Genomic DNA, 25,944 nt, shown 5'->3' with positions numbered 1-25,944 from the left:
CCGCAATGCAACACACGCCGACAGGCATAACGAAAGCCGGGAACGACAGATCCCGGCTTTTTGTTTACAACGGCGGTTTCCTGACCCAATCCCGATTGCGTCGGATCCTGTCCCTTGCCGGTTATGACATCCGGCTGGGGCTGCCACGCGATGGGGATCTGGTGGGGATCTGGGGTAATTCCCCCACTGCCCATCGTGGAAAGGCTATCGCTCACAAATATGGTTCTGCCCTGCTGCGGGTCGAAGACGCATTTCTGCGCTCGGTCTATCCGGGGCGCGCGGGGGAGCCGCCTCTGGGGCTGCTGCTGGACCACTCGGGCGTGCATTTTGATGCCAGCACCCCTTCTGATCTGGAGCAGCTGCTGGCAACGCATCCTTTGGATGACAGCAGCATGATGCGCCGCGCCCGCGATGCCATCGGGCGACTGATGGATGCCCACCTCAGCAAGTACAACGCCTACGCTGCCGAAGCGCCGGTCCCCGATCCCGGCTATGTGCTGGTGGTGGATCAGGCGCGCGGCGATGCCTCGGTCACCGCCTCGGGGGCGGATGCAGCGCGGTTTCGTGAAATGCTGGTTTTCGCGCAAGAGGAAAACCCTGGCGCCCGTATTCTGATCAAGACCCATCCGGAAACCCGCGCCGGATACCGGCCTGGTTATTTCGGCCCGGAAGATGCCAATGATCGGATAGAACTGCTAACGCGTCCCGTGTCGCCCTGGCCGCTGCTGGAGGGTGCGGTCGCGGTCTATACCGTCTCCTCGCAACTGGGGTTTGAGGCCATTCTGGCAGGCCACAAACCGCGCGTCTTTGGCCAGCCCTTCTATGCCGGATGGGGCCTGACGCAGGACGAGATGCCGCCGCCGCGCCGCAATCGCCGCCTGACCCGCGCACAACTGTTTTCCGCGGCAATGATCCTGTACCCCACCTGGTACGACCCCTTCCGCGACCAGCTGTGTGAGCTGGAGACCGTGATCGACGCGCTGGAGGCCCGCGTGCGCGCCTGGCGTCAGGATCGCGTCGGCTGGGCCGCCTCCGGCATGCGGATGTGGAAACGGCGGCCACTGCAGGGCTTTTTCGGCAGTGAAAAGAAAATGCTGTTCACCGAGGATCCCGAAAAGGCACGCAAGAGCGGGCGCAACTGGATGGTCTGGGCCTCCAAAGCAGACAAATCCCACGCCGGGGCTTTTCATCTAGAGGACGGCTTCCTGCGCTCGCGCGGTCTTGGCGCCGAACTGGTGCCGCCGATGTCGCTGGTTCTGGACCGTCAGGGCATCTATTACGATCCGCGCCAGCCCTCGGATCTGGATGATCTGATCGCCCAGCGTGAGGACCTGAACGATGCCGAGGCCCGCCGCGCCGAGCGACTGATCAAGAGCCTGACGCAGAACAGCCTGTCGAAATACAATCTCGGCGGCGACATTCCGGACCTGCCCGACGGGCACCGGATCCTCGTACCCGGTCAAGTCGAAGACGATGCCTCGATCCTGGCGGGGGCGGGCAAGATACGCAGCAATCTGGATCTCTTGCGCGCTGTGCGCGCCGCCAATCCCAAGGCGGTGATCATCTACAAGCCCCACCCAGATGTCGAAGCAGGTCTGCGCAAGGGGCAGATCGTGCCCGAGGATCTGGCCGATGTCGTGGCGCATAATGCCGATCCGATGGCGCTTCTGGATCACGTGCAGGAGGTCTGGACCATGACCTCGCTCTTGGGGTTCGAGGCACTGCTGAGGGGCGTCAAGGTGACCGTGGTCGGATCCCCCTTCTATGCCGGCTGGGGGCTGACCCGGGACATCATTTCCGCACCCGCCTGGCGCAAGGCCCGGCCCGGTCTCGTGGGGTTAGCCCATGCGGTACTGATTGATTATCCCCGCTATCACGACCCGGTAACAGGGCTACCCTGCCCTGTCGAGGTCGTGGTTGAGCGCCTGATCAAGGGCGAGCAACCATCGCCCGGCCTTGGCAACCGCAGCCTGTCAAAACTACAGGGCCTGTTTGCAACCTACGCCCACCTGTGGCGGTGAGCTGTAAACCCTAGCTCAGCGACCGGCGCCAGCGGTGCAGGATATCGCCGCCCAGCGGGCGCACCTCAGCCAGTTCAAAACGGGGCGCCTCGTCCAGCCGCCCAAGGCCAAGCGCGCCAATCGAGGGCAGCCCCTCGGCGCCGATGCCGATCCCGGCGGTAAAGCCGATCAGCTCATCCACCAGATCAAAGGCCAGCAATGAGGCCGCCAGCGCGCTGCCGCCTTCGCAGAACACGCGGGTCAGACCCGCCTGACCAAGCTGCTGCAGGATATCCACCGCCGAGAGCTGCACCCCGTGGCTGGCACAGGGCAGCAACCGGGCGCCCAGCCCTTCCCAGGCGCGCAGCCGCTCGATATCGGCGCCCTGCCCGTGGCACAGCCAGACCGGCACCTCTTGCGCAGTGCGGGCCAGCTGGCTCATCAGCGGCAGATCCAGATGGCGGGAGGCAATCACCCGCACCGGCTGTTTGTCGATGCCCAGATCGCGCACGGTCAGCGACGGATCATCCGCCCGCACGGTCCCAGCGCCGACCATGACCGCATCATGACAGGCACGCATCGCATGCACTGCGCGGCGTGCTTCGGGGCCGGTGATCCATTTGCTCTGCCCCGATCCGGTGGCAATCCGCCCGTCGAAACTGCTGGCCAGTTTCAGGGTAACGAAGGGCCGCCCCTGTTCGGTCTTCAGGAAGAAACCAGCGTGATCGCGGGCGGCCTGTTCTGCGAGAACCCCGGTGGTGACCTCCACCCCGGCATAACGCAGCATTTCAAACCCCTGCCCCGAAACCCGCGGATCGCTGTCGCCGATGGCCGCGACCACACGCGCCACCCCGGCGTCGATCAGCGCCTGCGCACAGGGCGGTGTCGCTCCATGATGCGAACAGGGTTCAAGAGTCACATAGACGGTGGCGCCCCGCGCCGCCGCGCCTGCCTGCGCAAGCGCCTGCGGCTCCGCGTGCGGGCGGCCGCCCGGTTGGGTCCAGCCCCGCCCGACGATGCGGCCATCCTTGACGATGACGCAGCCCACCGCCGGGTTGGGCCAGCAATTGCCATGCCCACGCCGCCCCAGGGAAAGGGCCAGCGCCATGAACCGTTCATCCACGGCAATGTCATAACGGCTCATCGGGGTGATCACTCTTCCGGGGGGTGCGGGCGCAATTCGTGGACGAAGTCCTCGAAATCATCGGCGGCCTGGAAATTCTTGTAGACGCTGGCAAAGCGCACATAGGCGACGGTGTCGATCCGGGCCAAAGCCTCCATGACGATCTCGCCGATCTTCTTGGACTGAATATCCGTCTCGCCCATGCTTTCAAGGCGGCGGACAATGCCCGAGATCATCTGATCGATACGCTCGGGGTCGATCGGGCGCTTCTGCATCGAAATGCGGATTGAGCGCTCCAGCTTGTCCCGGTCGAAGTCTTCGCGTTTGCCGTTGGTCTTGACCACCACCAGATCGCGCAGCTGCACCCGTTCGTAGGTGGTGAAACGCCCGCCACAGGCCGGGCAGAAGCGGCGGCGACGGATCGACACGTGATCCTCTGCCGGGCGCGAATCCTTGACCTGAGTATCGATATTTCCGCAAAACGGGCAGCGCATCAGCCAGTCCCCTTCATGATCAATGCCTGTAGATTGCGCCTGACCCGGCGCAGTTATCCACAACTATAGGACAGCCTCAACAGTTTGGGTAGAGGCGAAATCACACCGCTAGATCAAGCAGTTCACGCAAGATGCGCCGCAACCTTGCGCCGGTGCGGCGCGTCGCGGTGTTCAAACAGGTAGATCCCCTGCCAGGTGCCCAGAACAGCCGCGCCATCCGTGACCGGGATCGACAGGCTGACCGGCATCATTGCTGCCTTGATATGGGCGGGCATATCATCGGGGCCTTCGTAGGTATGGCGCAGATATGACATCGACGGGTCCGTGCTGGGCGGCACCAGTCGGGCAAAATAGGCCCGAAGATCCGTCTGCACCTCGGGGTCGGCGTTTTCCTGTATCAGCAGGGAGCAGGAAGTGTGCCGCACGAACAACGTCAGCAACCCCTGCCGCACACCGCAGGACCCAACCCAGGACTGAATATCGCGGGTGAATTCGTAAAGGCCCTGCCCAGCCGTTTCGATCTGAAATTCGGTTTGCATGAGGACAGCATTGCCGCAGGACGCGCTGCTTCACAAGTGCCCCTATGAAGTGATCAGGGGCGCCGGAAGAAAGGATCGTCGAACCGGTCATAGCAATAGTTGCGGGCGGTGGCGGCGTTCAGGTTGTAGCCCGGCTTTTTCACTGACAGGGAATACCCTTTTTCCGTACTCGCTCCCGGCGGCGGGGTCAGCGCGAATTTCACCGACTTTCTGCCGGGGCGGTTGACCGAAGGGCCGACGCCCTCCCAGACATAGATCCGCTGGGTGGCGCTGGTTCGCAGCTGTGATATGGCAAAATCCCCGATCCCACACCAGTAATCCTGCGCCGAGGTGCCGACCCGGCTCACCACTTCCCAGACCCCCTCTTCGACAGGCAGCACTTCGTGGCGGTTCCAAGACCACCAGGCCTGCACCGAGACGGATTGCGCGGTAACAGGCTGCACCGCAAAGACCGCCGCAAATGCCAAGGCAGGCCAGAACATCGGTTTCATCGGTCTACTCCCCTGTTGCGTCACCAGAAGTATAGCACAGGCCCGCTGTTCGGCGACCTCTGCCGGTTCGCCAGCGCCCGTCTGCGGGTCAGAAACCCGTCGGCAATTGGTGACAGAATGACAGGGCTGCGCGCACCTGCATCGCATCGCCGACGTTCAGGCGGTTGATCGGCGGATTAGTGATAGGCTCCGCTCCCGCCAGCATATTCGCATCGAGCGTGAACTGCACCGCAGAGCGGCGGTTGGTCGTGTCGCTAGGTCCCATGGCGCGGGACACATAAACCATTGCCGACATCGGCGCGCCAAGCGCACGCACGGCATAGTCCCCAGCGCCACACCAATAGTCCAATCCGGTCCCGCCTGCGATCGGAACGACCTCGAACACCTGCTCCGATACCGGGTTGACCCGCGCCGACTTGCGGCTGGTAAAGGCGTCGGCCGCCCCGGCAAGGCCAAGAGCCGCCGAGGCCGAAAAGACGACCACTGCAAATGAAAATCTTCGCGCCATTGCGACACCCTCCAATACCGTCAAGTTCTATTCCTGACACGGTATGATCCTAGGGCCAGCCCCGCTTCGCGCCAGCCCCGGGGCTATCACGCTCTCGTGTATCTGTCGCTTCGAACGTGGCGCGCCCACCGGCCTGTGTATCAGGGACGGATCGGACGCTGGTTGCAATAGGTTCTGGCCTGCTGGACCGACATGGAGTCGCCGGGACGGATGCCAAAGGAGAACCAACCGCGATCCGCGCCCAGCCCGGCGACCTGATCAGCCGAAAGGGTGAATTGCACGGCAGACCTCTTACCTGTGGTGACGCTTTCACCGCGCCCACGCAGGACATAAATCGGGTCGCGCCAATCCGCGCCAAGCACACGACGAGCATATTCGGAGGCCCCGCACCAGAATTCCTCAACAGTGCCAGAACTGCGCGGAACGACTTCGAACACCGTGTCACTCACGGCATTCACCTGCACCCCATTGGCAAGCGTGAAGGCCTGCCCCACGGAGGGAGACAGGAGAAAAAGGGCGCACCCGAGGCTGGATAGAAAATTCTTCATGGCAGGAAATCCGTTGTTTTCTCAAACATAGGGATCCCCGTAGGCAGAACCAAGGGGCGGCGCCCTCACTTAGAGAAGATCAGCAAAGAGCTGCTTTAGCTTGAATTCCGCAGCAGGTACGCGGCCGCCTGCACATCCAGTTCCCCAGCCGGGCCGGGATCAGTTGCGTTTGGGAAAGGGAATGATCTGCGCGCTTTGCTGTGTGCCGAGTGTCTGTTCCAGAATGGCCAGAACTTCGGGTTTCGGTGTCTTTCCCTTGGTCGGGCTGAACCGGCTTCGTGCCTGCTCCCGCAGCATGCTGCGCGCGGTATCGCCGTCGATTTCCTGCAAGCGTTCGCCCTGATCCTTCAGAACCTCCAGCATGAACTGGTTGGCCTCGGTCAGGTTCTTGAGATGCAGCAGCTTTTCCTCAAGTTCACTCAGAGCGGCGGTGGTTCCCCGGTTTGCAGACATCATTTCCCCCGAAATGCAAAGTTCCTTAACCAAAAGTTTACGCAGCTCCCCCACCAAGGGCAAGGATCAGGGTAAAGAGATGGTTAACGACGTGCGCAGGCCCGTCGCCCTTCCCGCGAGATGCCTGCACGGGAAGGGCATTCAACGCCTTTCGGAAGAAAGAAAAAGGCGCCGTGAGGGGCGCCTTTTTGATCACTGGTCGAGGAAGCTGCGCAGCTTGCGGCTGCGGCTGGGATGTTTGAGCTTCCGCAGCGCTTTCGCTTCGATCTGACGGATCCGTTCGCGGGTCACGCTGAACTGCTGACCGACCTCTTCGAGCGTGTGGTCGGTGTTCATGCCGATGCCAAAACGCATCCGCAGAACGCGTTCCTCGCGCGGGGTGAGCGAGGCCAGAACCCGGGTGGTGGTTTCCTTGAGGTTTTCCTGAATGGCGCTGTCGAGCGGCAGCACGGCATTCTTGTCCTCGATGAAATCGCCCAGCTGGCTGTCTTCCTCGTCGCCGATGGGCGTCTCTAGAGAGATCGGCTCCTTGGCGATCTTCATCACCTTGCGGACCTTCTCAAGCGGCATCTGCAGTTTTTCGGCCAGTTCTTCCGGCGTCGGCTCGCGGCCGATCTCGTGCAGCATCTGACGGCCGGTGCGGACCAGCTTGTTGATCGTCTCGATCATATGCACAGGGATACGGATGGTGCGCGCCTGATCCGCGATACTGCGCGTGATCGCCTGACGGATCCACCATGTGGCGTAGGTCGAGAACTTGTAACCGCGGCGGTATTCGAACTTGTCCACCGCCTTCATCAGGCCGATGTTGCCTTCCTGAATGAGGTCGAGGAACTGCAGGCCGCGGTTGGTGTACTTCTTCGCGATGGAGATCACGAGACGCAGGTTCGCCTCGACCATTTCCTTCTTGGCCTGACGCGCCTCTTTTTCACCCTTCTGCACCTGCTGCACAATGCGGCGGAATTCGCTGATATCGAGACCGACATACTGGCCGACCTGCGCCATGTCAGCGCGCAACTCTTCCACCTTGTCGGTGGAGCGTTCGATGAACATCTGCCAGCCCCGCCCCGGTTTCGCGGACATATCCGCCAGCCAGTTCGGATCCAGCTCGCGGCCACGGTATTCCTCAACGAATTCGCGACGGTTAATACGGGCCTGGTCAGCCAGCTTCACCATGGCGCTATCGATCTGCATCACGCGGCGGTTGATGCCGTAAAGCTGGTCGATCAGGGCTTCGATACGGTTGTTGTGCAGGTGCAGACCATTCACCAGTTCCACGATCTCGGACCGCAGCTGTTGGTAGGTCTTTTCGTCCTGCGCGCTGAACGATCCGTCCTCATTCAGAGTGGCCGAAATCCGGCTGTCCTGCATTTCGCTCAGCTGAGCGTAATCCGAGGAGATCTGCTCCAGCGTGGTCAGCACGCGATCCTTGAGTGCGGCCTCCATCGCAGCCAGGGACATATTGGCCTGTTCGTCCTCGTCATCGTCGTCATCGCTGGCAATCGGATTGCCGTCGGCGTCGAGTTCGGGCCCCTTGTCTTCCTTGGCGGGTTTGGCGGCATCGGACACCGCACCGGTGTTCACCACCGGTTCGGCAACTTCGCCCTCTTCGTCCATCTGGTTGCCAAAGGTGGCCTCAAGATCGATGACGTCGCGCAGCAGAATGTCTTCGGACAGGAGTTCGTCGTGCCAGATGGTGATCGCCTGGAAGGTCAGCGGGCTTTCGCAAAGGCCCAGGATCATCGTATTCCGGCCGGCTTCGATCCGCTTGGCGATGGCGATCTCGCCTTCGCGGCTCAGCAGTTCGACAGAGCCCATTTCACGCAGATACATGCGGACCGGGTCGTCGGTGCGGTCCAGTTTTTCCGCAGCCGCCCCGGCCACCGCGACTTCGCGGTTGGATTCGGTCGTCACCAGTTCGGTCGAGCCTTTGTTCTGCTCTTCCTCTTCGGCCTCTTCGTCCTCGATGATATTGATGCCCATTTCGGAGAGCATCGACATCACGTCCTCGATCTGTTCCGAGCTGACCTGATCCGGCGGCAGGACCTGATTGAGCTGATCGTAGGTGATGTACCCCTTCTCGCGGGCCTCCGCGATCATCTTCTTGACCTGGGCCTGGCTCATGTCCAGAGAGATTTCGGCTTCCTGATCGTCAGGTTTGCGGTCGTCGGTGTCTTTGGCGGCCATTCAATGCTCCTCTAAGAGGCTGGGGCGATTCGGGTATCGCGAATCATTAGCGCGAACTTCTGATTCGTCACCCCGTTTACCCAATTTTCTTTCGCTCTTCCTTAGGAAAACACCCTTTTGTCCAAAGGTGTGTCATTTCTCGGAAAAGCCGATTCGGTCCAGAAGGGCGCCAAATGCATCGCGTTCCTCGCGATCCAGACGGGCGCCGTTCTCGCCAACGTCATATTGTGCCCTGTCTTCATTTTCACTTCGCACGGCCCTGTTCCGCGCCTCGGCGGCCTGCTTCAACCGCCAGGTCAAAGCCTCGTCCGCAAGTCCGCTCAGGTCCTCCTCCGCCTCGGCCAGTTCCGCGTCCAGCCCGCGCAGGGCTTCGAGTTTCGGGAACTCTTCGGCCAGAGTCAGCCGGGCAGCCTCAGCATCGCCGGGTTTGCGCAGGCAGGGGATAATTGCCACATGGCGAAGGGCAAAGAGATTTTCAAGAGCGTGCGGGCCTAGGCTGTATTCGATTTCTTCTTTCAGCCGCTCCGGTGCGTCGATTCCATAGCGCAGGACCATGTCGCGCAGGGCCGCCAGATCCGGATCGGTGCACAGCATCCGCTCCAGATTGGTTTCGAACTCATGGACCACCGCGGGGGTGGTGATCACGGTGGCCAGAATGACGGCCTCACGTGCGCGCGCTAGGCCTGCCTCGTCCGATCCCGCCAGCAGCGAGCTGCGGGTGCTGGCTAGTGGGGTCAGAACCGCTCCCGGTCCGCGCCAGGGCGGTCGCGCTCCGTCGCGAAAACCGCGTCCGCCCTTGGGGCTGCTGCCCGTCGGGGAAAACCCTTCGCTGCGCTGCGGACGGTTGCCGCGGAACAGCTGCCAGCGCAGCTCCTTGATATCCTCGCCATAGTGCTGGCGGATGGAGGGATCTCGGATCAGGCGGATCTTTTCGCGCAGCGCCTTGTCCAGCGCCGCCTTGCGTTCGGGGCTGTCGAACACACGCCCTTCGGTTTCGCGCTGCCACAGCAGTTTCACCATCGGCATCGCCTGATCCAGCACGGCCTGCACCGCGGCGGGGCCTTCGCTGCGGATCATGTCGTCGGGATCCTTGCCCTCTGGCATGATCGCAAAACGCAGGGATTTCCCGGCCTCGAGACGCGGCAGCGCCAGATCAATCAGCCGCATGGCCGCCCGGATTCCCGCCTTGTCGCCATCAAGGGCGATCACCGGCTCATCCGACATCCGCCACAGCATCTGCAGCTGATTTTCGGTAATCGCCGTGCCCAGCGGCGCCACGCAGGAAGCAAAGCCGCCTTCTGACAAAGCGATCACATCCATATAGCCTTCGGCCACGATCAGTGGCGTGTCCCGCCCAGCGGCGGCGCGGGCCGGACCGTGATTGTACAGGCTGCGCCCCTTGTCAAAGAGCTCGGTCTCGGGAGAGTTCAGGTATTTGGCGTTGTCGTTAGGGTCCATCGCCCGCCCGCCAAATGCAATCGCCCGTCCCCGCGCATCGCGGATCGGGAACATGATCCGGTTGCGGAAGGTGTCATAGGGTTTGCCGCCCTTGCTTGAGGGCTTGGCAAGCCCAGCCGCCATGATCAGGTCCTCGGGCACGCTTTTGCCGCGCAGATGATCCCAAAGCCCCTGCCAACCGTCGGGGGCAAAGCCGATCTGCCAGCGCTCCAGCGCCTCACCGGTCAGGCCACGTCCCGCCAGATAGGCGCGCGCGGCGGTGCCGCCCTGGGTGTTCAGTTGCAGGCGGAAGAATTGCACCGCCTGTTCCATCACCTCGGCCAGCTGGCTGCGGCGGTCCTGTTTCTGCTGCGCCTGCGGGTCGCGCCGGGGCATCTCCATGCCCGCCTCCCCCGCGAGAATCTCGACCGCCTCCATGAAGCCGACATTTTCGGTTTCCTGCACGAATTTCAGCGCATCACCTTTGGCCTGACAGCCAAAGCAATAGTAAAAGCCCTTGCGATCATCGACGTGGAAACTGGCGGATTTTTCGTGATGAAACGGACAGGGCGCCCACATGTCGCCCTTGCCCATGTTGGATTTGCGCTGATCCCACATGACCTTGCGCCCGACGACAGCGGTCAGGCTGGTCCGGGTACGCAATTCATCCAGAAAACCGGGCGGCAGAGACATGTCAGTTCGATTGCAGCTGTTTTTTCATCGCCTGAATCTGATCCCAGTTTTCCAGGCACTGCTCTTCAAAGGTGGCGCCGAGGTCCACCTTGCGCAGATCACGGCGCTTCAATGAGTACACATGCGCGGTCAGCTGCGGGATCGCCTTGGAATACTGTTCCGGCCAGTCGGGATTGTCCGCCAGAATCGTCTGTTCCACCTTTTCCTGCCGCACCCGGTCCATCCGCGCCTGCTGCACGGCGGCCATCACCTGCCCTTGATATTTGCAGCTTTCCTCTTTGTTTTCATCTGCATATGCGGGCGCAGAAAGGAGGGCAGCCACAATGGCTGCGACAGGGGTCGCGACGGGAAGAATGCGGATCATAGATACGCTCCGGGAATCAGTTGGTGATCCCGGAAGACTACCCCCGCGCGGCGACGGCTTCCATGGCTGTTTTCAGATCGTGCACCAGCGTCGCCGCAAGCGAGCGGAACACCATGATCTGGAAACTGTCCGCGCCAATGCGCGTGACCGAGGCCATCATGTGACGCAATTCGGTGCGCGCCGTGTGGCCGCGCTTAAAGCTCTGCGCGCGCAGATCGATGGGGCACAGCCGGGCCAGGACGTCTTCGGCCCCTGCCCCTTCCAGCCGCACCACGGCCCAGGCATCGCTCTGATCCGTCAGCGCCGCATGGCTCGCCAGCGATGCATCCGGCGCGGGCCCCGTCAGCAAAACCATGTTCCGGCCAAACCAGATTGCGCGGCTGCCCGCCTTGCCGGTGCTGCGCCCCGGCGCCGGGAGTTTCATGCCATGGGCGGCCTCAAGCGCCGCAGCCAATGCCTGATCCTTACCGTTGAACACCGCGATGGTGGTCAGATGGCCCAGATCCTCTTCGCTCAGCTTCAGGGCGCCAACGGTGACCGGCAGCAGACCGTCACAGGGGCTTTTTGCAGTCAGTTCAGCCACGGGCACGCTCTCCTTCCGAGTCATAGAATTGCGGTTCAACCACTTCGCACAGGGTGTCGATGCCACGCATGTGATCGACCAGACGCACGGTATCGCCGATCCGTTTCGCTCCCTTCGTCAGGAAGGCCAGTGCAATGGAATGCCCCAGCGTGGGCGAGAACCCGGCCGAGGTGACATAGCCCTGATCGTGCACCCGCTCGACCGGGTCCTCGGGATTGAACAGATGCGCCCCAGCGGTCAACTGCTTGACCGCGCCGACGGGCTTGAGGCCGACCATCTGCATACGATCCTCTGCCATCAACCCTTCGCGCTGGGACATGGGCTTTCCAAAGAAATCCTTCTTTTTCGACATCATGCCCTGCAGACCAAGGTCAAAGGCCGTCACAGTGCCGTTGATTTCCGCGTGGGTAATAAAGCCCTTTTCGATCCTGAGGACATTCAGCGCCTCCATGCCGTAGGCGCCGCCACCTGCGGCCTCGGCACGCGAGACCAACTCGCGGAACAGCGCATCGCCATAGCGGGCCGGAACCGCCAGTTCATAGGCTTCCTCGCCGCTGAAGGAGATGCGGAACAGCCGCCCCGCGACGCCCATCACCGAGACCTCACCACAGGCCATGAAGGGCCAGCTTTCGCTGTCAATCTCACTGTCGAGAAGACCATTCAGCAGCGCCCGTGCCTTGGGACCGGCGACGGCGAACTGCGCCCATTGTTCGGTGACCGAGGCGATGCGCACATCCCAGTCGGGGCGCAGGACCTGCATCACATATTCCAGATGCGCCATCACCTGGCCGGCACCAGAGGTGGTGGTGGTCATCACAAAATGCTCTTCGCCCAGACGCGCGGTGGTACCATCGTCCATGACAAATCCGTCTTCGCGCAGCATCAAGCCATAGCGGGTGCGCCCGACCTTCAGGGTCGAGAACATGTTGGTATAGACGAAATCCAACAGCTTGCCCGCGTCGGGGCCCTGAATGTCGATCTTGCCCAGGGTCGACACATCGCAGATGCCCACATGATTGCGCACATAGGTGACTTCGCGGTCGCAGGACTGGCGCCAGTTGGTCTCCCCGTGTTTCGGGAAATAAGCGGCCCGGTACCACAGGCCGACCTCCAGCTGCTGCGCGCCGCGTTCCTCGCTTGCCTGATGCGAGGTCAGGTGGCGCTGCGGCTTGAAGCCCTGCCCCTCGGCCCCCGCACCCATGGCGCCGATGCTGACCGGCACGAAAGGCGGGCGGAAGGTGGTGGTGCCGGTTTCCGGGATGCTGCGCCCGGTGGCATCAGCCAGCACCGCCAGCGCCGCCACGTTCGAGTTCTTACCCTGATCCGTCGCCATACCTTGGGTGGTGTAGCGTTTCATATGCTCGACCGAGCGGAAGTTCTCCCCGGCGGCCTGTTTCACATCCTTGACGGTAACGTCGTTCTGAAAATCGAGCCAGGCGCGCCCCTTGCCCGGCACCGCCCACAATGGGGTGATGCGATAGGGATCATCCTCTGCCTGCGGCAGATCCGCAGAGACCACCTTGAGGCCCAGCGCCCCAAGCGCAGCACTTGCCGCTACAGCGCCTTCGCGCAGGGCACCGGCAGTGGAGAACTCGCCATTGCAGGCCCCCGCTGTCACCAGACCCGGCACGCTGCCCTCGCGCGGCACAAAGGCGGCGATATCGCGGCGCCAGACCGGGCGGGCATTCAGATGGCAGGTCAGATGCACCGACGGGTTCCAGCCGCCCGACATGGCGAGGCAATCTGTCTGGATCTTTTCCTCACCAGCGACAGAACGCACGGTGATGTTTTCCAGCCGCTTGCGCCCGCCTGCGTCGCAGACCTGCGCGCCCTTCATTACCGGGAAGAGATCACTTCCCGGCGCATCGTGGCGGCTGTCGATCAGCGCCGCGACATGCACGCCTGCCTGCGCCAGATCACGGGCGGTGCGGTGCGCATCGTCGTTATTGGCAAATATGGTAACCCGCTCCCCCGGGGCAACGCCCCAGCGGTTGAGATATGCCCGCACCGCGCTGGCGGTCATGATGCCGGGGCGGTCGTTGTTGCGGAAGGCAACCGGACGCTCGATCGCGCCGGCCGCCAGTACCGCGTGTTTGGCAGCAATACGCCAGAAACATTCCCGCGGCAGATGGCATTCCTTCAGCGAATGACGGCGCGGCATGTGATGAGAAACCCGCTCCAGCGCGCCATAGGTGCCCTGGTCATAGGCGCCGGTCACGGCGGTGCGCGGCATCAGGCGCACATTGTCCATCTCCGACAGTTCTTTCAAAGCCTCCTCGGCCCAAAGGTGGGCAGGCTTGCCGTCGATGTCTTCCTGTTCCGTCAAAAGACGTCCGCCCATGCGGCTGTCCTCTTCGGCCAGGATCACATCAGCGCCCGCACGCCCCGCGGTCAGCGCCGCCATCAGACCCGCCGGTCCCGATCCGATCACCAGAAGATCGCAGAAGGCATAGGCTTTCTCATAGCAATCCGGATCGGCCGCGCCGCTGAGCGCGCCAAGCCCCGCCGCGCGGCGGATCATCGGCTCATAAAGCTTTTCCCAGAAGGCCGCCGGCCACATGAAGGTCTTGTAGTAGAACCCCGCCCCCAGGAACGGCGCCGCCAGATCATTGACCGCCATCAGGTCGGTCTCGACCGAAGGCCAGCAATTCTGACTGCTGGCGCTCAGCCCTTCGAACAATTCCTGCGTGGTGGCACGCACATTGGGATCGGCGAATTCGCCGCTGCCAACGGTGACCAGCGCGTTCGGTTCTTCGCTGCCAGCGGTGAGGATGCCACGCGGGCGGTGGTATTTGAACGACCGACCCACCAGATGCACGCCATTGGCCAGCAAGGCCGAGGCCAGCGTGTCACCTTCGAGCCCCATCATGTGGCGACCGTTGAAGGAGAAGGTGACCGGCTTTGCGCCTTCAACCAGCCCCTTGCCGGGCAATCTCATGCTCATGCCGCACCTCCCAGACCCGCGTCCGAGGCCAGTGTCACCTCAAGGATCTCATGGCTTGCGGTATCGCGCAGCACCTTCAACCAGGCGCCGCAGCCCATTTCGTGATACCAAAGCTCTTCCAGCGGGCCTGCCGGGTTTTCCCGCAGGTTCACGTGCTGGTGCCAGACGTCTAGATCCGCATCCGCTGCGGGCTGCTCCAGCGCCGCACCGCGATAGTAGAATTCGCGGCGGTCCCGCTCTCCGCAATTCGGGCAGGTGATCCTCATGACTGCCGCACTCCCGTGGTTCTGATCCGTGTTCCGTTCATCTCTCTTGCCGCCGTTCGGCGCGTCGCGGGGTCAATGCAGGTTATGCTGAGCACCGGTCCCCTCCTCATCCATGAGTCCGACGCCGGTGCGGAAACGATCCAGTTTGAACCGGGTTGCCGCGCCATGCGGGCGGTCGGTGGCAATAAGATGCGCGTAGACATTGCCGGAGCCCGGCGTAGCCTTGAAGCCGCCGTAGCACCAGCCGCAATTGAGATAGAGCCCGTCTATGGGCGAATGGTCGATGATGGGCGATCCGTCCGGCGTCATATCCATGATGCCGCCCCAGCTGCGCAAGAGCCGTGCCTTGCCCACCGCAGGCACCATGGCCATGCAGGTTTCCATGGTGTGCTCCACCATCGGCAGGTTCCCCCGCGCCGCATAAGAGCTGTAGAAATCAAGATAGCTGCCAAAGACCAGCCCGCCCTTGTCGGACTGGCTGATATACAGATGCCCCTCGGCAAAGGTGATGACGTTGTCGATGATCGGCTTCACCCCTTCGGAAACGAAGGCCTGCAAGACGTGGCTTTCGATCGGCAGGGTCAGCCCCGCCATTGCCGCCACCTGACCGGAGCGCCCGGCGGCAGCCATCGCGACCTTCTTGGCCCGGATCGGCCCGCGCGCGGTCTGCACCCCCGTGACGCGTCCGTTTTCAACGTCGATACCGGTGACTTCGCAGTTCTGGATCAGATCGACCCCGCGCATGTCGGCGCCACGGGCAAAGCCCCAGGCCACCGCATCGTGGCGCGCAGTGCCGGCCCGGCGCTGCAGCAGACCGCCCATGATCGGAAAGCGGTTGTTGTCGAAGTTGAGAAAAGGCGCCATGCGGCGCACGCCTTCGCGGTCCAGAAGTTCCGCATCGTCCCCCTGATTGACGATGGAGTTGCCCCGCCGAACGATGGCATCGCGCTGGCCGTCGTTGTGAAACAGGTTGATGATCCCGCGCTGCGACATCATCGCGTTATAGTTCAGCTCCTGCTCCAGGCTTTCCCACAGGCGCAGGGAGTGAGAGTAGAATTCGGAGTTGCCCGGAAGGTAGTAGTTGGCGCGCACGATGGTGGTGTTGCGCCCTACGTTGCCACCGCCGATATAACCACGCTCCAGCACCGCGACATTGGTAATACCGTGCTCAGCGGCCAGATAGTAAGCCGTCGCCAGACCGTGGCCACCGCCGCCGATGATGATCACATCATATTCGCGCTTGGGCTCGGGATCGCGCCAATGCGGACGCCAGCCCTTGTTGCCGGTCAGCCCTTCCTTCAGCACCCGCCAACCCGAAAACCGCATCTGTGACCTCCACCTTTCAGTCCCGCCCTCGCTGCGCATGTATGGCGCCGCAGGCTCTATCGTAGTGCTAGCGATTTTACCGGGCGGCTCCTACCCCTTTTTCGACAGAAAGCCCCGGAACCGCGCATCGCACTGGCCGCAATGCACCCTTTCTGGGCAGGTCTGTCTAGTCCTCAATACGACAGATCGTGACGCAACTGGACCAAGGTGCAAATTCCCACACTGCCGTGGCCGCATCAGTAAGCCCTCCACACACAGAAACGGCGGGCACAGGGCCCGCCGCAAGATTGCGATCAGCTGTTTGCGAGAAATACCCCTTACAGCCCCTTGGCGCGGTAGCTGGCTGCGACTTTTTCGATCGAGACCAGATAAGCGGCAGTGCGCAGGTCCATCACGTCGTCGCGGTCATGCCAGACCTCGCGCATCGACTGATAGGCGATACGCATGGTATCATCGAGGCCGGAACGCACCAGCTCCAGCTCATCGGCACCGCGCAGATACCTCTGTTTGAAATCCGGGCTTGGCGACCAAGTCTTGCCCAGCGCCTCGCTCAGGCTCTCCATCTGGTCCACCACCAGTTGGTGGCGCGCCTCTTCCTGACGGCGCTGCATACGGCCAAAGCGGATGTGGCTGAGGTTCTTGACCCATTCAAAGTAAGAGACCGTCACGCCGCCCGCGTTGGCGTACATGTCGGGAATGATCACCGTCCCCTTGTCGCGCAGCACCTCATCCGCGCCGGCGGTGACCGGGCCATTGGCGGCCTCAATGATCAGCGGCGCCTTGATGCGGGCGGCGTTGGACATGTTGATGACACCTTCCAGCGCCGCCGGGATCAGGATGTCGCAGTCCTGCTCCAAAAGCGCGGCACCATCGGCGGTATGGGTGGCGTCGGGATACCCGGAGATGCCGCCATGTTTGACGATCCAGTTGCGCACGGCCTCCACGTCCAGCCCCTCTTCGCGGTGCAGGGCACCGTCGCGTTCGATGATCCCGGTAATGAGGGCACCATCTTCCTCGCTCAGGAACTTGGCGGCGTGATAGCCCACGTTGCCAAGACCCTGCACAATGACGCGCTTGCCATCGAGGGTGCCCGACAGGCCCGCCTTGGCAATATCCTCGGGGTGGCGGAAGAACTCCCGCAGGGCGTATTGCACGCCGCGCCCCGTTGCCTCGACCCTGCCAGCGATCCCGCCAGCATTGAGGGGCTTGCCGGTGACGCAGGCACGAGAGTTGATATCAGTGGTGTTCATGCGCGCATACTGGTCGGCAATCCAGGCCATTTCGCGTTCACCGGTGCCCATGTCGGGCGCCGGAACGTTCTGGCTGGGGTGGATCAGATCGCGTTTCGCCAACTCATAGGCAAAACGGCGGGTGATCAGCTCCAGCTCGTGCTCTTCGTATTCGCGCGGATCGATGCACAGACCGCCCTTGGAGCCGCCAAAGGGCGCTTCGACCAGGGCGCATTTATAGGTCATCAGCGCCGCCAGTGCCTCGACCTCGTCCTGATTGACGCCCATGGCATAGCGGATACCGCCCTTGACCGGCTCCATATGTTCGGAATGCACCGAGCGATAGCCGGTGAAGGTATGGATTTTGCCGCGCAGGCGCACGCCAAACCGCACCGTGTAGGTCGCGTTGCAAACCCGGATCTTTTCCTCAAGCCCCGGCGGCAGGTCCATAATGGAGACCGCCCGGTTGAACATCAAATCGACGCTCTCGCGGAAACTGGGTTCGTTCTGGCTGCTCATGCTCGCTTCTCCGTGCTTTATTGCGCGACTCGTGATGAAACTTAAGGCAACTCTATGCACGGATGTTTAGGGTCAGGATTCATAACCAGAACATGACCACAGCGGCCAAGGCACATGCGGACAGGAAGACCTTCGGGCATCTGTCGTAGCGGGTCGCGACCCTTCGCCAATCCTTGAGCCGCGCGAAGCTGTTCTCGATCTTGTGGCGTTTGCGGTAGCGGGCCTCATCGTGGGGGATCGGGACCTTGCGGTTCTTTCGCGATGGGATGCAGGGAGTTATCCCTTTGTCTTCAAGGGCTTCACGATACCAATCGGCATCATAGCCACGATCTGCCAGCAGATGTTTGGCGGGCGGCAGAGCATCCAGAAGCGCCCGCGCGCCGATGTAATCGCTCCGCTGGCCCGCCGTCAGAAACATCCGCAGCGGGCGGCCTGCCGCGTCGGTGACGGCATGCAGTTTCGAGTTCATCCCGCCCTTCGTGCGTCCGATCAGGCGGCCACGCCCCCCTTTTTCAGCCCTAGGCTGGAGGCCGTGCGGTGCGTCTTGAGATGGGTTGCGTCGATCATCAGCGTGTCGGTCTTGCTGCCCTGATCAGCCAGTTCCAGGAGCATCCGAGCAAAGATGCCTTTCTCGCTCCACCGCTTCCAACGGCTGTAAAGGGTCTTGTGAGGTCCATAGGCCGCTGGGGCATCCCGCCACCGTAACCCATTGCGATTGATGAATATAATGCCACTCAACACGCGCCTATCGTCAACACGCGGCTTGCCGTGGGATTTGGGAAAGAAAGGCTCCAACTTCGCCATCTGCGCATCGCTCAGCCAGTAAAGATCGCTCATATCACCGCTCCGTTTTGGGAGCCGTGAATCAGACCTCTACAGGAAAATCAATGCATCCTGACCCTAAGGCATGCGACCTTTTTGACCATTCCCATCCAAAAGAATCATCTTCGCAACTTTTGGTCAGCGATTCGCTCTTTGGTCTAACCGGCACTTTTTCCCAAACCGAAACAATCTACCGCCCCTCACCTAGCATTGATTAAGCGGATGGTAACAATTGTTAAGGTTTTACCCCTGTCGTGCCCCATTTCCGCCATCTTCCCCAAGCAATCATAAACGCCAGCCACCAAAATCCGAAGACCGTCGTCCGAAACAGAACGGGCATAGGGGATGTGTAATATGAGTGTGCGTCGCAGAGCCGCAAAAGATATCAGTAAGGACGTCCTGACCCGGCAGATGGCCCGGATGCGCGCCTTTGCACGGGATGACAGCGGTGCCATGGCCGCGCCGACCATTTTCTTCTTTCTGGCCATGCTGGCCGTTGGCGGCATCGGCATCGACCTGATGCGGATGGAGCGCGACCGGACGGTTCTGCAGTACACGCTTGACCGCGCGGTGCTGGCGGCTGCCGATCTGGACCAGCCACTGGCCCCCGAAGTGGTGGTGCAGGATTACCTGAGCAAAGCCGGAATGGAAGAATACTATCAACCGCCTGAGGTCTCTCAGGGGCTCGGCTACAAGAGTGTCGAAAGCACGATCAACACGACCTTCAACGCCCACCTGCTGAAGTTCTCTGGCGGCGGCGACATGCCGATGTACGCCAATTCGCGCGCCGAAGAGACCATCGGCAGCGTAGAGATTTCCATGGTGCTGGATATCTCCGGCTCGATGAACTCGAACCGGCGGCTGATCAACCTCAAGTCCGCCGCGCATAGTTTCATCGATCAGATCACCCAGAACACCAACACCGACAACCTGTCGATCTCGATCATTCCCTATGCCACCCAAGTCAACGCGGGCGAAGCGCTTCTGAGCAAGTACAACGCAGGCTTCGATGACCTTCCGGCGAGCGAATGGAACTACTCGCACTGCGTGAACTTCGTCTACGATCAATACGCCAAGACAACGCTGGACCCGGCCGAGCGGTTGGAGCGCACAGCGCATTTCGACCCGTTCACCTATTCTGAGAACATGATCGCCCGCCCGGTCTGCCCGACACGTGACGGATCGGCCATCCTGCCCTTCACCAACGATCCGACCACCCTGCACAACTACATCGACGGGCTGACAGCCTGGGGCAATACCTCGATCGATATCGGTATGAAATGGGGCTCTGCCCTGCTCGATCCGACCGCGCGGCCGGTGGTCAACGCACTGATTGACGATGGCGAGATCGAAGCGCAGTTTTTGAACCGCCCGACCGAGTACAACAACGGCGACACGCTGAAGATCATCATTCTGATGTCCGATGGCGAGAACACCAACCAATACATGATGAACCCTTCGCGCCGCAGCACCATGTCAGATGTCTGGTACAACGCTGAAACTGGGCGCTACTCCGTCTACCACTCCAATGGCACGAAAAATTACTACTGGCCGCACAAGAACGACTGGTACGACCATCCCTACGGCAATGGCACCCACACTGTATGCGATTACTACTACGGCAATCCCTACAACTGCAGAGATGAGGCGGAGCCCGGTACAGCCGTGCAGCTGAAGTACCATGAGCTTTTCGCGCGGGCCTCGCTCGCATGGAACGCGCGCTACAACTACGAGTTCAGTTCCAGCGCCTGGGCAGACTGGTACAATGCCGGAACGTATTTCCACAATCGCGTAGCCAAAGACCAGCACACCAAGAATATCTGCGACCGCACCCGGGACAAGGGCGTGATGATCTACACCGTTGGCTTCGAAGCACCGCGCAACGGGACTCGCGTGCTGGAAGACTGCGCCAGCTCGCCCGCACATTTCTTTGATGTGGACGGGCTGGAAATCTCCGAGGCCTTTGCCTCGATCGCCACCTCCATCCGCCAGCTGAGGCTGACCCAATGATCCGCCACATGCATACCGCCCTTACGCGTTTCCGCCGTCAGGACGACGGCAGCGCCACGCTGGAATTCGCCATCATCATCCCGGCCTTCCTGATGATCCTGATGTCCACCGTTGAGCTGGGTCTGGTCAATATCCGCCAGTCGCAGCTGGAGCGGGCACTGGATCAGACGGTACGCGAGCTGCGCCTTTCAACGGGCGAACCGGCGCAACATGACGCAATCCGCGACCGTGTATGCGACCTGTCAGGTTTCATCGAGAATTGTGCCACCTCCCTGCGTCTGGAGATGGTCAGCCAGGATCCCTTTAACTGGACCGGCATCAACCCCGAACCCGACTGTGTCAGCCGCATCGAAGACGTGCAGCCAGTGCGCACATTCACAAACGGGCAGTCAAACGAGCTGATGCTGATCCGCGCCTGCATGAAATTCCGTCCGATTTTCTCCGATTGGGGGCTGGGCGGAGATCTGGGCAAGGATGCGGACGGCCGTGTCAGCCTTTTTGCCGCGTCAGCCTTCGTTCAGGAACCGAGGTAAGCCATGTTCAAAGCCCTGCGTCACCGCCTGAAATCCTTCTGTCGCGACAGCGAAGGCTCGGTCTCGGTTGAATTCGCGCTTTATGCGCCGCTTCTTCTGGGAACCTTTGCGGCCTTTTACACCTTCTTTGATGCCTTCCGGCAGGAAAGCATGAACCTGAAGGCGGCCTACACGATCTCAGACCTGATCTCGCGCGAGACCAATTATATCAACGACACCTATCTGGACAGTATGTACGCCATGGCCGGGCTGCTGATCCGCGGTGACAGCTCGCTTGGAATGCGGGTATCTGTCGTGCGCTGGGATGAAGCAGACCAAAGCTATTACGTGGACTGGTCCAAAGTGCGCGGTGGTGGCTACGAGGAATGGACCGATGCCACCATCCATCTGGTTAAGGACGATCTGCCGTCGATGCCCGATCAGGAGCGCGTGATCCTGGTGGAAACCAACAACACAGTGGAACCGGCCTTCCGCATCGGCATTCCGACGATGGACATCAACAATTTCGTCTTCACCCGCCCGCGTTTTGCGCCGCAGGTCGTCTTTGTCGAAGACAAGGCCAACGGCAACAGCCATAACGACAATTCGATGGGCCTCTGAACCCGCCTCTGGCCGGAACGGTTTAATCAGATAACAACAGAAGAGAACGCGCGCTCTGTGTCAGCGCGCTCAACCTTCGAGGTCAGCACCCATATCGCGCCGGGCGATCATGGCCGCCAGGATTTCCGACATAGCCTTGCTTTGCGAGCCCGGCGTCACCCCACCAATTCCGATCCGGCGCCCCATGCGCCACCAGAGGCCTGGCATCCAGGCGCGGGAACCCGGGGTTTTCCGGCGCATCAGAAACCCGTTCGAAGGCTTGAAGGCAAAGAAACCGCGATCGATGGTTTCGATATCCGCAACCCGTGCAATCTCGGTCCCGTCCGTGCAGCGCAACACCTCTTCAGTGAGCTCGATCCGATAGGCCGTCGCCTGCCACATGCGCACCGCCAGCCACAGGGCGGCGCAGCCAACCACCAGAAGAAACACCAACCATGCTGCCGAGGGCGGCGTGGAAAAGGCCACGTAGATCAGGATAATCCCCACCGAAGCCAGCATCCCTACTCCCATGACACGCCGGGGACCGGATGCCTCGATCTTTGCCACCACCTCGTCATTCATGCGCCTGTCTCCTGCACTGTGCTCTAGCGCGGCATAGCCTGAAATGGCGCAGGCGAACAGCCCTGCGATGCAATGCGACCCTCGGCGGGCCGGTATTGCGCATTTGCGCACAGTGCCTCTCCCACCATCGTGATTTGCGGGCAGCCCAAACCCCTCTATCTGTACATCAAAGCGAAAAGGCCAGGAGACTCCAAATGTCCATCAGACCGATTGTCGAGACCCGCAACGCCATGCCGACCATGGAAGGCGCCGGTGTAAAGCTGCACAGGGCCTTTGGATTTCATGACCCCAGCGAACTGGATCCGTTCCTGCTGTTCGATGACTTCCGCAACGAACACCCGCAGGACTATATGCGCGGCTTTCCCTGGCACCCCCACCGCGGTATCGAGACCATCACTTATGTGCTCTCCGGCACCGTGGAGCACGGCGACTCGCTGGGCAACACCGGCACGCTGGGCGCCGGTGACGTGCAATGGATGACCGCGGGATCCGGCATCCTGCACCAGGAGATGCCCAAGGGAAACATCAACGGCCAGATGCACGGCTTCCAATTGTGGGGCAACCTGCCCTCCAGCCAAAAGATGACCGATCCGCGCTATCAGGATGTCGAAGGCAAGGAGATCCCCGAGATCATCGACGATGACGGCACCCGCGTCAAAGTCATCGTGGGAGAGTTCTGGGGCAAGACCGGCCCGGTGGATGGCATCGCCGCAGACCCGCAGTATCTCGATATCTTTGTGCCTGCCGGGGTCAAGAAGACCTTCAAGATCGACACCTACCGCCGCGCCTTTGCCTATATCTTCGAAGGTCAAGGCGCCTTTGTGGATGCATCCCGCCCACAGGGTGTTCTGCTGGAAAAAGAAGTCGCAGGCGAAGAACTGCACATTCGCGACATGTCTGGCGACCGCACGCTGGTGCGTTTTGGCACTGGCGAAGAGATCACCGTTCAGGCCGGTCCCGAAGGTCTGCGCTTCCTGCTGATTTCAGGCGCGCCGATCGAAGAGCCGGTGGCCTGGCATGGCCCGATCGTGATGAATACCCAGGCCGAGCTGCGTCAGGCCTTCCGCGATCTGAACAACGGCACCTTCATCAAACCGGCGCACTAAGCCCGGCCCCTACCCTGCCTCCGATCCATCCGGGGGCAGGCCAAACCGGCGGATCAGGCCGCGACGGCCTTGCGCACCATGTCCCAGTAGATCGTCTCGACCTCCTGCAACGACAGGCGGCCGCCGGTGCGATACCAGGTCATGACACCATTTAGCATCGCGATCACCGCCAGCGTTGCGATCTTGGTGTCAGGGATCCGGAACACACCCTCCTCCACGCCTTGCTTCAGCACCGCCTCTAGCGCGTCCTCATAGTTGCGGCGCATGGTTTCGATGACGGCGAAGTTCTGATCTGACAGGTTGCGCAGCTCCATGTAGGCGATGAAGACCGCGTCTGGCCGCTCCATATGGAAGCGAATGTGAAAGCGCACGAAACGTTCCAACTCCCCCAGCGCGTCCTCCACCGCTGGATCCGCCTGCCAAGCCTCCATCAACTCACTCATGTGGCGCTGCATCAGGCTGAACAGCAGGCTTTGCTTGTCCGGCGTATAGTTATATAGCGCCCCGGCCTGCACCCCGACCTCTGCCGCGATCTGGCGCATCGACACGGCAGCGTAGCCATGCTGTGCAAACAGCCGCAGCGCCGCCGCCTGAATGCGCGGGCCGGTGATATCGGAGTGTGAGCCTTGAGTACGTGCCATGCGTTCAAAGCTAACTGAACATTTGTTCAGATAAAAGCCCCGCTTGTGCCCTTGTCTGCAATTGTGCATCAAGGAGGCGCGCGTAAGCGAGAAGGACCCGCCTGATGCTTCAACTCTCCGTGAACCGATGATGCCTCTGCGCCTTACCCATATCTCCCTTCTCGGCCTGCTGTCTGCAGCCATCGCGGTTGCGGCCTGTACCCGGGTGCCGGAAATCGAGGACAGACTGTCGCCGGACATGCGCTCGGCCAGTTATCCGCCGCTCCTGCCCGTAGACCAGATGGTTGCCCCTCTGCAGGTCCCCGAAGAGCAAAGCAGCGATCTGGAGCAGGAGATGGCGGCCCGCACCGCGCGCCTGCAGGCCCGGGCAGAAGAGCTCAGGAAAGCCCAGAACTGAGCCATTTGCGCCTCTGACGCCACCCTTTCCATTTTCTGAGACCGCTTTCCGGCGCCACTCGGTCCGGCGCCGTTGCGCCGCTGCGCCGAACCCGCTAAGGCGGGGCAAAGATTATGTGACAAAGGATCTCCAGCTATGACAGAGCCGCTTCGCCTTGGGATTGCAGGTTTGGGCACGGTCGGCGTCGGCGTGGTAAGAATCATCCGCCGCCAGGCCGAACTGCTGGAGGCGCGCACAGGCCGCCCTGTTGTGATCACCGCTGTATCAGCCCGTGACGCGACCAAGGATCGCGGCGTTTCGCTGTCCTCCTATGCCTGGGAAACCGATCCCGTGGCGTTGGCAAAACGCGACGATATCGACGTTTTTGTCGAACTGATGGGCGGCCACGAAGGCGCTGCCAAAGAGGCGACCGAGGCGGCACTGGCCGCTGGCAAGGACGTTGTCACCGCAAACAAGGCGCTGCTGGCGATCCACGGTCAGGCTCTGGCCGAACAGGCCGAGGCCGCAGGCCGCGTGATCCGTTTCGAAGCCGCCGTCGCAGGCGGTATCCCGGTGATCAAATCCCTGACCGAGGGCCTTGCCGGCAACGAAATCACCCGCGTCATGGGCGTGATGAACGGTACCTGCAACTACATCCTGACCCGCATGGAGCATTCTGGCTTGCCCTATGAAACGGTCTTCAAGGAAGCCGACGATCTGGGCTATCTCGAAGCTGACCCGACGCTGGACGTGGGTGGCATCGACGCCGGACATAAACTCGCCCTGCTGGCCGCGATTGCCTTTGGCACCAAACCGGCCTTTGACGATGTGCAACTGGAAGGCATCCAGCGGATCGCAATCGAAGACATCCGCCACGCCGCCGACATGGGCTTTAGGATCAAGCTTCTGGGCGTCGCGCAGACCTCTGCCCGCGGGCTGGAACAGCGCATGGCCCCCTGCCTGGTGCCCGCGAATTCGCCGCTGGGACAGCTGGAAGGTGGCACCAACATGGTGGTGATCGAAGGCGATGCCGTCGATCAGATCGTACTGCGCGGCCCCGGTGCCGGCGAAGGTCCGACCGCCAGCGCCGTGCTCGGCGATATCTGCGATATCGCGCGGGGTCTGCGCATTGCTACCTTTGGTCAGCCTGCCGCCACCCTGCAGGAGGCACCCTCGGCCATGTCCGGCCTGCCCGCGCCCTATTATCTGCGCATGGCGCTTCAGGACAAACCCGGTGCTCTGGCCAAGGTTGCCGCGGCGCTTGGCGATGCTGGCGTATCTATCGACCGGATGCGCCAGTACGGCCATTCCGAAACAATCGCCCCGGTTCTGATCGTGACCCACAAATGCACCAGCGCCATGTTGGACGATGCCCTTGCCGGTCTGGCAGCCACTGGCGTCGTCGATGGCGCGCCTGTGGCCCTGCGTATCGAAGAACTCTGAGGCGACGCCCTGCCCTCATCCAGAAGGCAGAACCATGAAATACCGCGCGGAATGGCCACGGAACTGGTGCAATCCGCGCGATCATCCCTTGCCCGCAGCGCCCTGCGCGGGGTATCGACAAGCAACCCATACGGATTGACACAGGATT

At 61.7% G+C, this 25,944-nt stretch carries 25 protein-coding genes; 7 read left to right on the top strand and 18 right to left on the bottom strand.

Translation table 11 applies throughout. The features are described 5' to 3' along the window. The first annotated feature begins 5 nt into the window (after window positions 1–5). The gene (locus AC5SSZ_RS03240; protein WP_495436890.1) at window positions 6–2,021 is read left to right on the top strand and encodes a capsule polysaccharide biogenesis protein; all 2,016 of its coding nucleotides are present in this window, start codon (window positions 6–8) and stop codon (window positions 2,019–2,021) included. 10 nt (window positions 2,022–2,031) lie between these two features. Here AC5SSZ_RS03240 and ribD read toward each other — a convergent pair whose 3' ends face one another. The 16 genes from ribD to AC5SSZ_RS03160 form a co-directional block, all read right to left on the bottom strand. After that, window positions 2,032–3,108, bottom strand: coding sequence for a bifunctional diaminohydroxyphosphoribosylaminopyrimidine deaminase/5-amino-6-(5-phosphoribosylamino)uracil reductase RibD (gene ribD, locus AC5SSZ_RS03235; RefSeq protein WP_495438316.1), 1,077 nt, complete (start codon window positions 3,106–3,108; stop codon window positions 2,032–2,034). A gap of 44 nt (window positions 3,109–3,152) precedes the next feature. Further along, a complete protein-coding gene (gene nrdR, locus AC5SSZ_RS03230; protein WP_065270909.1) occupies window positions 3,153–3,617 on the bottom strand; it encodes a transcriptional regulator NrdR in 465 nt (154 codons plus the stop codon). A gap of 122 nt (window positions 3,618–3,739) precedes the next feature. Then, window positions 3,740–4,156, bottom strand: coding sequence for a secondary thiamine-phosphate synthase enzyme YjbQ (locus AC5SSZ_RS03225; RefSeq protein WP_495436888.1), 417 nt, complete (start codon window positions 4,154–4,156; stop codon window positions 3,740–3,742). A gap of 53 nt (window positions 4,157–4,209) precedes the next feature. Then, the gene (locus AC5SSZ_RS03220; RefSeq protein WP_274832411.1) at window positions 4,210–4,647 is read right to left on the bottom strand and encodes a hypothetical protein; all 438 of its coding nucleotides are present in this window, start codon (window positions 4,645–4,647) and stop codon (window positions 4,210–4,212) included. A gap of 88 nt (window positions 4,648–4,735) precedes the next feature. After that, window positions 4,736–5,155: a hypothetical protein gene (locus AC5SSZ_RS03215; protein ID WP_274867319.1), complete on the bottom strand. Its 420-nt coding sequence runs from the start codon at window positions 5,153–5,155 to the stop codon at window positions 4,736–4,738. 140 nt (window positions 5,156–5,295) lie between these two features. Next, window positions 5,296–5,703, bottom strand: a complete 408-nt coding sequence (locus AC5SSZ_RS03210) for a hypothetical protein (protein WP_495436885.1) — start codon at window positions 5,701–5,703, stop codon at window positions 5,296–5,298. Window positions 5,704–5,862: 159 nt separating this feature from the next. Then, window positions 5,863–6,156, bottom strand: a complete 294-nt coding sequence (locus tag AC5SSZ_RS03205) for a hypothetical protein (RefSeq protein WP_065273528.1) — start codon at window positions 6,154–6,156, stop codon at window positions 5,863–5,865. 192 nt (window positions 6,157–6,348) lie between these two features. Then, window positions 6,349–8,343 (bottom strand): RNA polymerase sigma factor RpoD, encoded by a 1,995-nt coding sequence (rpoD, locus tag AC5SSZ_RS03200; protein WP_065270913.1) that lies wholly within the window; start codon window positions 8,341–8,343, stop codon window positions 6,349–6,351. Window positions 8,344–8,475: 132 nt separating this feature from the next. Then, the gene (gene dnaG / locus AC5SSZ_RS03195; RefSeq protein WP_274836025.1) at window positions 8,476–10,473 is read right to left on the bottom strand and encodes a DNA primase; all 1,998 of its coding nucleotides are present in this window, start codon (window positions 10,471–10,473) and stop codon (window positions 8,476–8,478) included. A gap of 1 nt (window position 10,474) precedes the next feature. Further along, a complete protein-coding gene (locus AC5SSZ_RS03190) occupies window positions 10,475–10,837 on the bottom strand; it encodes a hypothetical protein (RefSeq protein ID WP_370570835.1) in 363 nt (120 codons plus the stop codon). A gap of 37 nt (window positions 10,838–10,874) precedes the next feature. Beyond that, complete coding sequence (locus AC5SSZ_RS03185) at window positions 10,875–11,420, bottom strand: sarcosine oxidase subunit gamma (RefSeq protein ID WP_495436882.1); 546 nt, start codon at window positions 11,418–11,420, stop codon at window positions 10,875–10,877. After that, window positions 11,413–14,358: a sarcosine oxidase subunit alpha family protein gene (locus AC5SSZ_RS03180; RefSeq protein WP_495438315.1), complete on the bottom strand. Its 2,946-nt coding sequence runs from the start codon at window positions 14,356–14,358 to the stop codon at window positions 11,413–11,415. The genes AC5SSZ_RS03185 and AC5SSZ_RS03180 overlap by 8 nt, the downstream gene beginning before the upstream one ends. 2 nt (window positions 14,359–14,360) lie before the next feature. Then, window positions 14,361–14,630 carry a sarcosine oxidase subunit delta gene (locus AC5SSZ_RS03175; RefSeq protein ID WP_495436880.1) on the bottom strand — a complete coding sequence of 90 codons (270 nt, stop codon included), beginning with the start codon at window positions 14,628–14,630 and terminating at the stop codon, window positions 14,361–14,363. Between the two features lie 72 nt (window positions 14,631–14,702). After that, window positions 14,703–15,956, bottom strand: a complete 1,254-nt coding sequence (locus tag AC5SSZ_RS03170; RefSeq protein WP_065270918.1) for a sarcosine oxidase subunit beta family protein — start codon at window positions 15,954–15,956, stop codon at window positions 14,703–14,705. A gap of 317 nt (window positions 15,957–16,273) precedes the next feature. After that, a complete protein-coding gene (locus tag AC5SSZ_RS03165) occupies window positions 16,274–17,704 on the bottom strand; it encodes a Glu/Leu/Phe/Val family dehydrogenase (RefSeq protein WP_065270919.1) in 1,431 nt (476 codons plus the stop codon). A 79-nt stretch (window positions 17,705–17,783) separates the two neighbouring features. After that, window positions 17,784–18,541, bottom strand: a protein-coding gene (locus AC5SSZ_RS03160; protein ID WP_495436877.1) for an IS5 family transposase whose coding sequence is annotated in 2 segments (ribosomal slippage) — window positions 17,784–18,223 and window positions 18,223–18,541 — 759 coding nt in all. Because the reading frame shifts where the segments join, the coding sequence is not laid out codon by codon here. A gap of 339 nt (window positions 18,542–18,880) precedes the next feature. On the opposite strand from AC5SSZ_RS03160, the gene AC5SSZ_RS03155 reads away from it, so the two are divergent. From AC5SSZ_RS03155 to AC5SSZ_RS03145, 3 genes are read left to right on the top strand one after another with little or no spacing between them, the layout of a single operon-like run. After that, window positions 18,881–20,536, top strand: coding sequence for a TadE/TadG family type IV pilus assembly protein (locus tag AC5SSZ_RS03155; RefSeq protein ID WP_495436875.1), 1,656 nt, complete (start codon window positions 18,881–18,883; stop codon window positions 20,534–20,536). A gap of 8 nt (window positions 20,537–20,544) precedes the next feature. Then, on the top strand, window positions 20,545–21,069 hold the full coding sequence (locus AC5SSZ_RS03150) for a TadE/TadG family type IV pilus assembly protein (protein ID WP_237028419.1): 525 nt from the start codon (window positions 20,545–20,547) through the stop codon (window positions 21,067–21,069). A gap of 3 nt (window positions 21,070–21,072) precedes the next feature. After that, window positions 21,073–21,669, top strand: a complete 597-nt coding sequence (locus tag AC5SSZ_RS03145) for a TadE/TadG family type IV pilus assembly protein (RefSeq protein ID WP_274832402.1) — start codon at window positions 21,073–21,075, stop codon at window positions 21,667–21,669. 69 nt (window positions 21,670–21,738) lie between these two features. Here AC5SSZ_RS03145 and AC5SSZ_RS03140 read toward each other — a convergent pair whose 3' ends face one another. Further along, window positions 21,739–22,230, bottom strand: a complete 492-nt coding sequence (locus tag AC5SSZ_RS03140) for a hypothetical protein (RefSeq protein ID WP_065270923.1) — start codon at window positions 22,228–22,230, stop codon at window positions 21,739–21,741. 194 nt (window positions 22,231–22,424) lie between these two features. Here AC5SSZ_RS03140 and AC5SSZ_RS03135 point away from each other — a divergent pair, with 194 nt between their 5' ends. Then, a complete protein-coding gene (locus AC5SSZ_RS03135) occupies window positions 22,425–23,336 on the top strand; it encodes a pirin family protein (RefSeq protein WP_065270924.1) in 912 nt (303 codons plus the stop codon). Between the two features lie 53 nt (window positions 23,337–23,389). On the opposite strand, the gene AC5SSZ_RS03130 is transcribed toward AC5SSZ_RS03135, so the two are convergent. Then, complete coding sequence (locus AC5SSZ_RS03130) at window positions 23,390–23,977, bottom strand: TetR/AcrR family transcriptional regulator (RefSeq protein WP_495436872.1); 588 nt, start codon at window positions 23,975–23,977, stop codon at window positions 23,390–23,392. A gap of 130 nt (window positions 23,978–24,107) precedes the next feature. On the opposite strand from AC5SSZ_RS03130, the gene AC5SSZ_RS03125 reads away from it, so the two are divergent. After that, window positions 24,108–24,374, top strand: coding sequence for a hypothetical protein (locus AC5SSZ_RS03125; protein WP_495436870.1), 267 nt, complete (start codon window positions 24,108–24,110; stop codon window positions 24,372–24,374). 135 nt (window positions 24,375–24,509) lie between these two features. Then, complete coding sequence (locus tag AC5SSZ_RS03120; RefSeq protein ID WP_065270927.1) at window positions 24,510–25,796, top strand: homoserine dehydrogenase; 1,287 nt, start codon at window positions 24,510–24,512, stop codon at window positions 25,794–25,796. The last annotated feature ends 148 nt before the right edge of the window (window positions 25,797–25,944 follow it).

The sequence above is a fragment of the Phaeobacter sp. CC-HEC084 genome, assembly GCF_059429255.1.
Note: the sequence above shows the minus strand (reverse complement) of the source record. Positions and strands in the feature narration are given on the sequence as shown.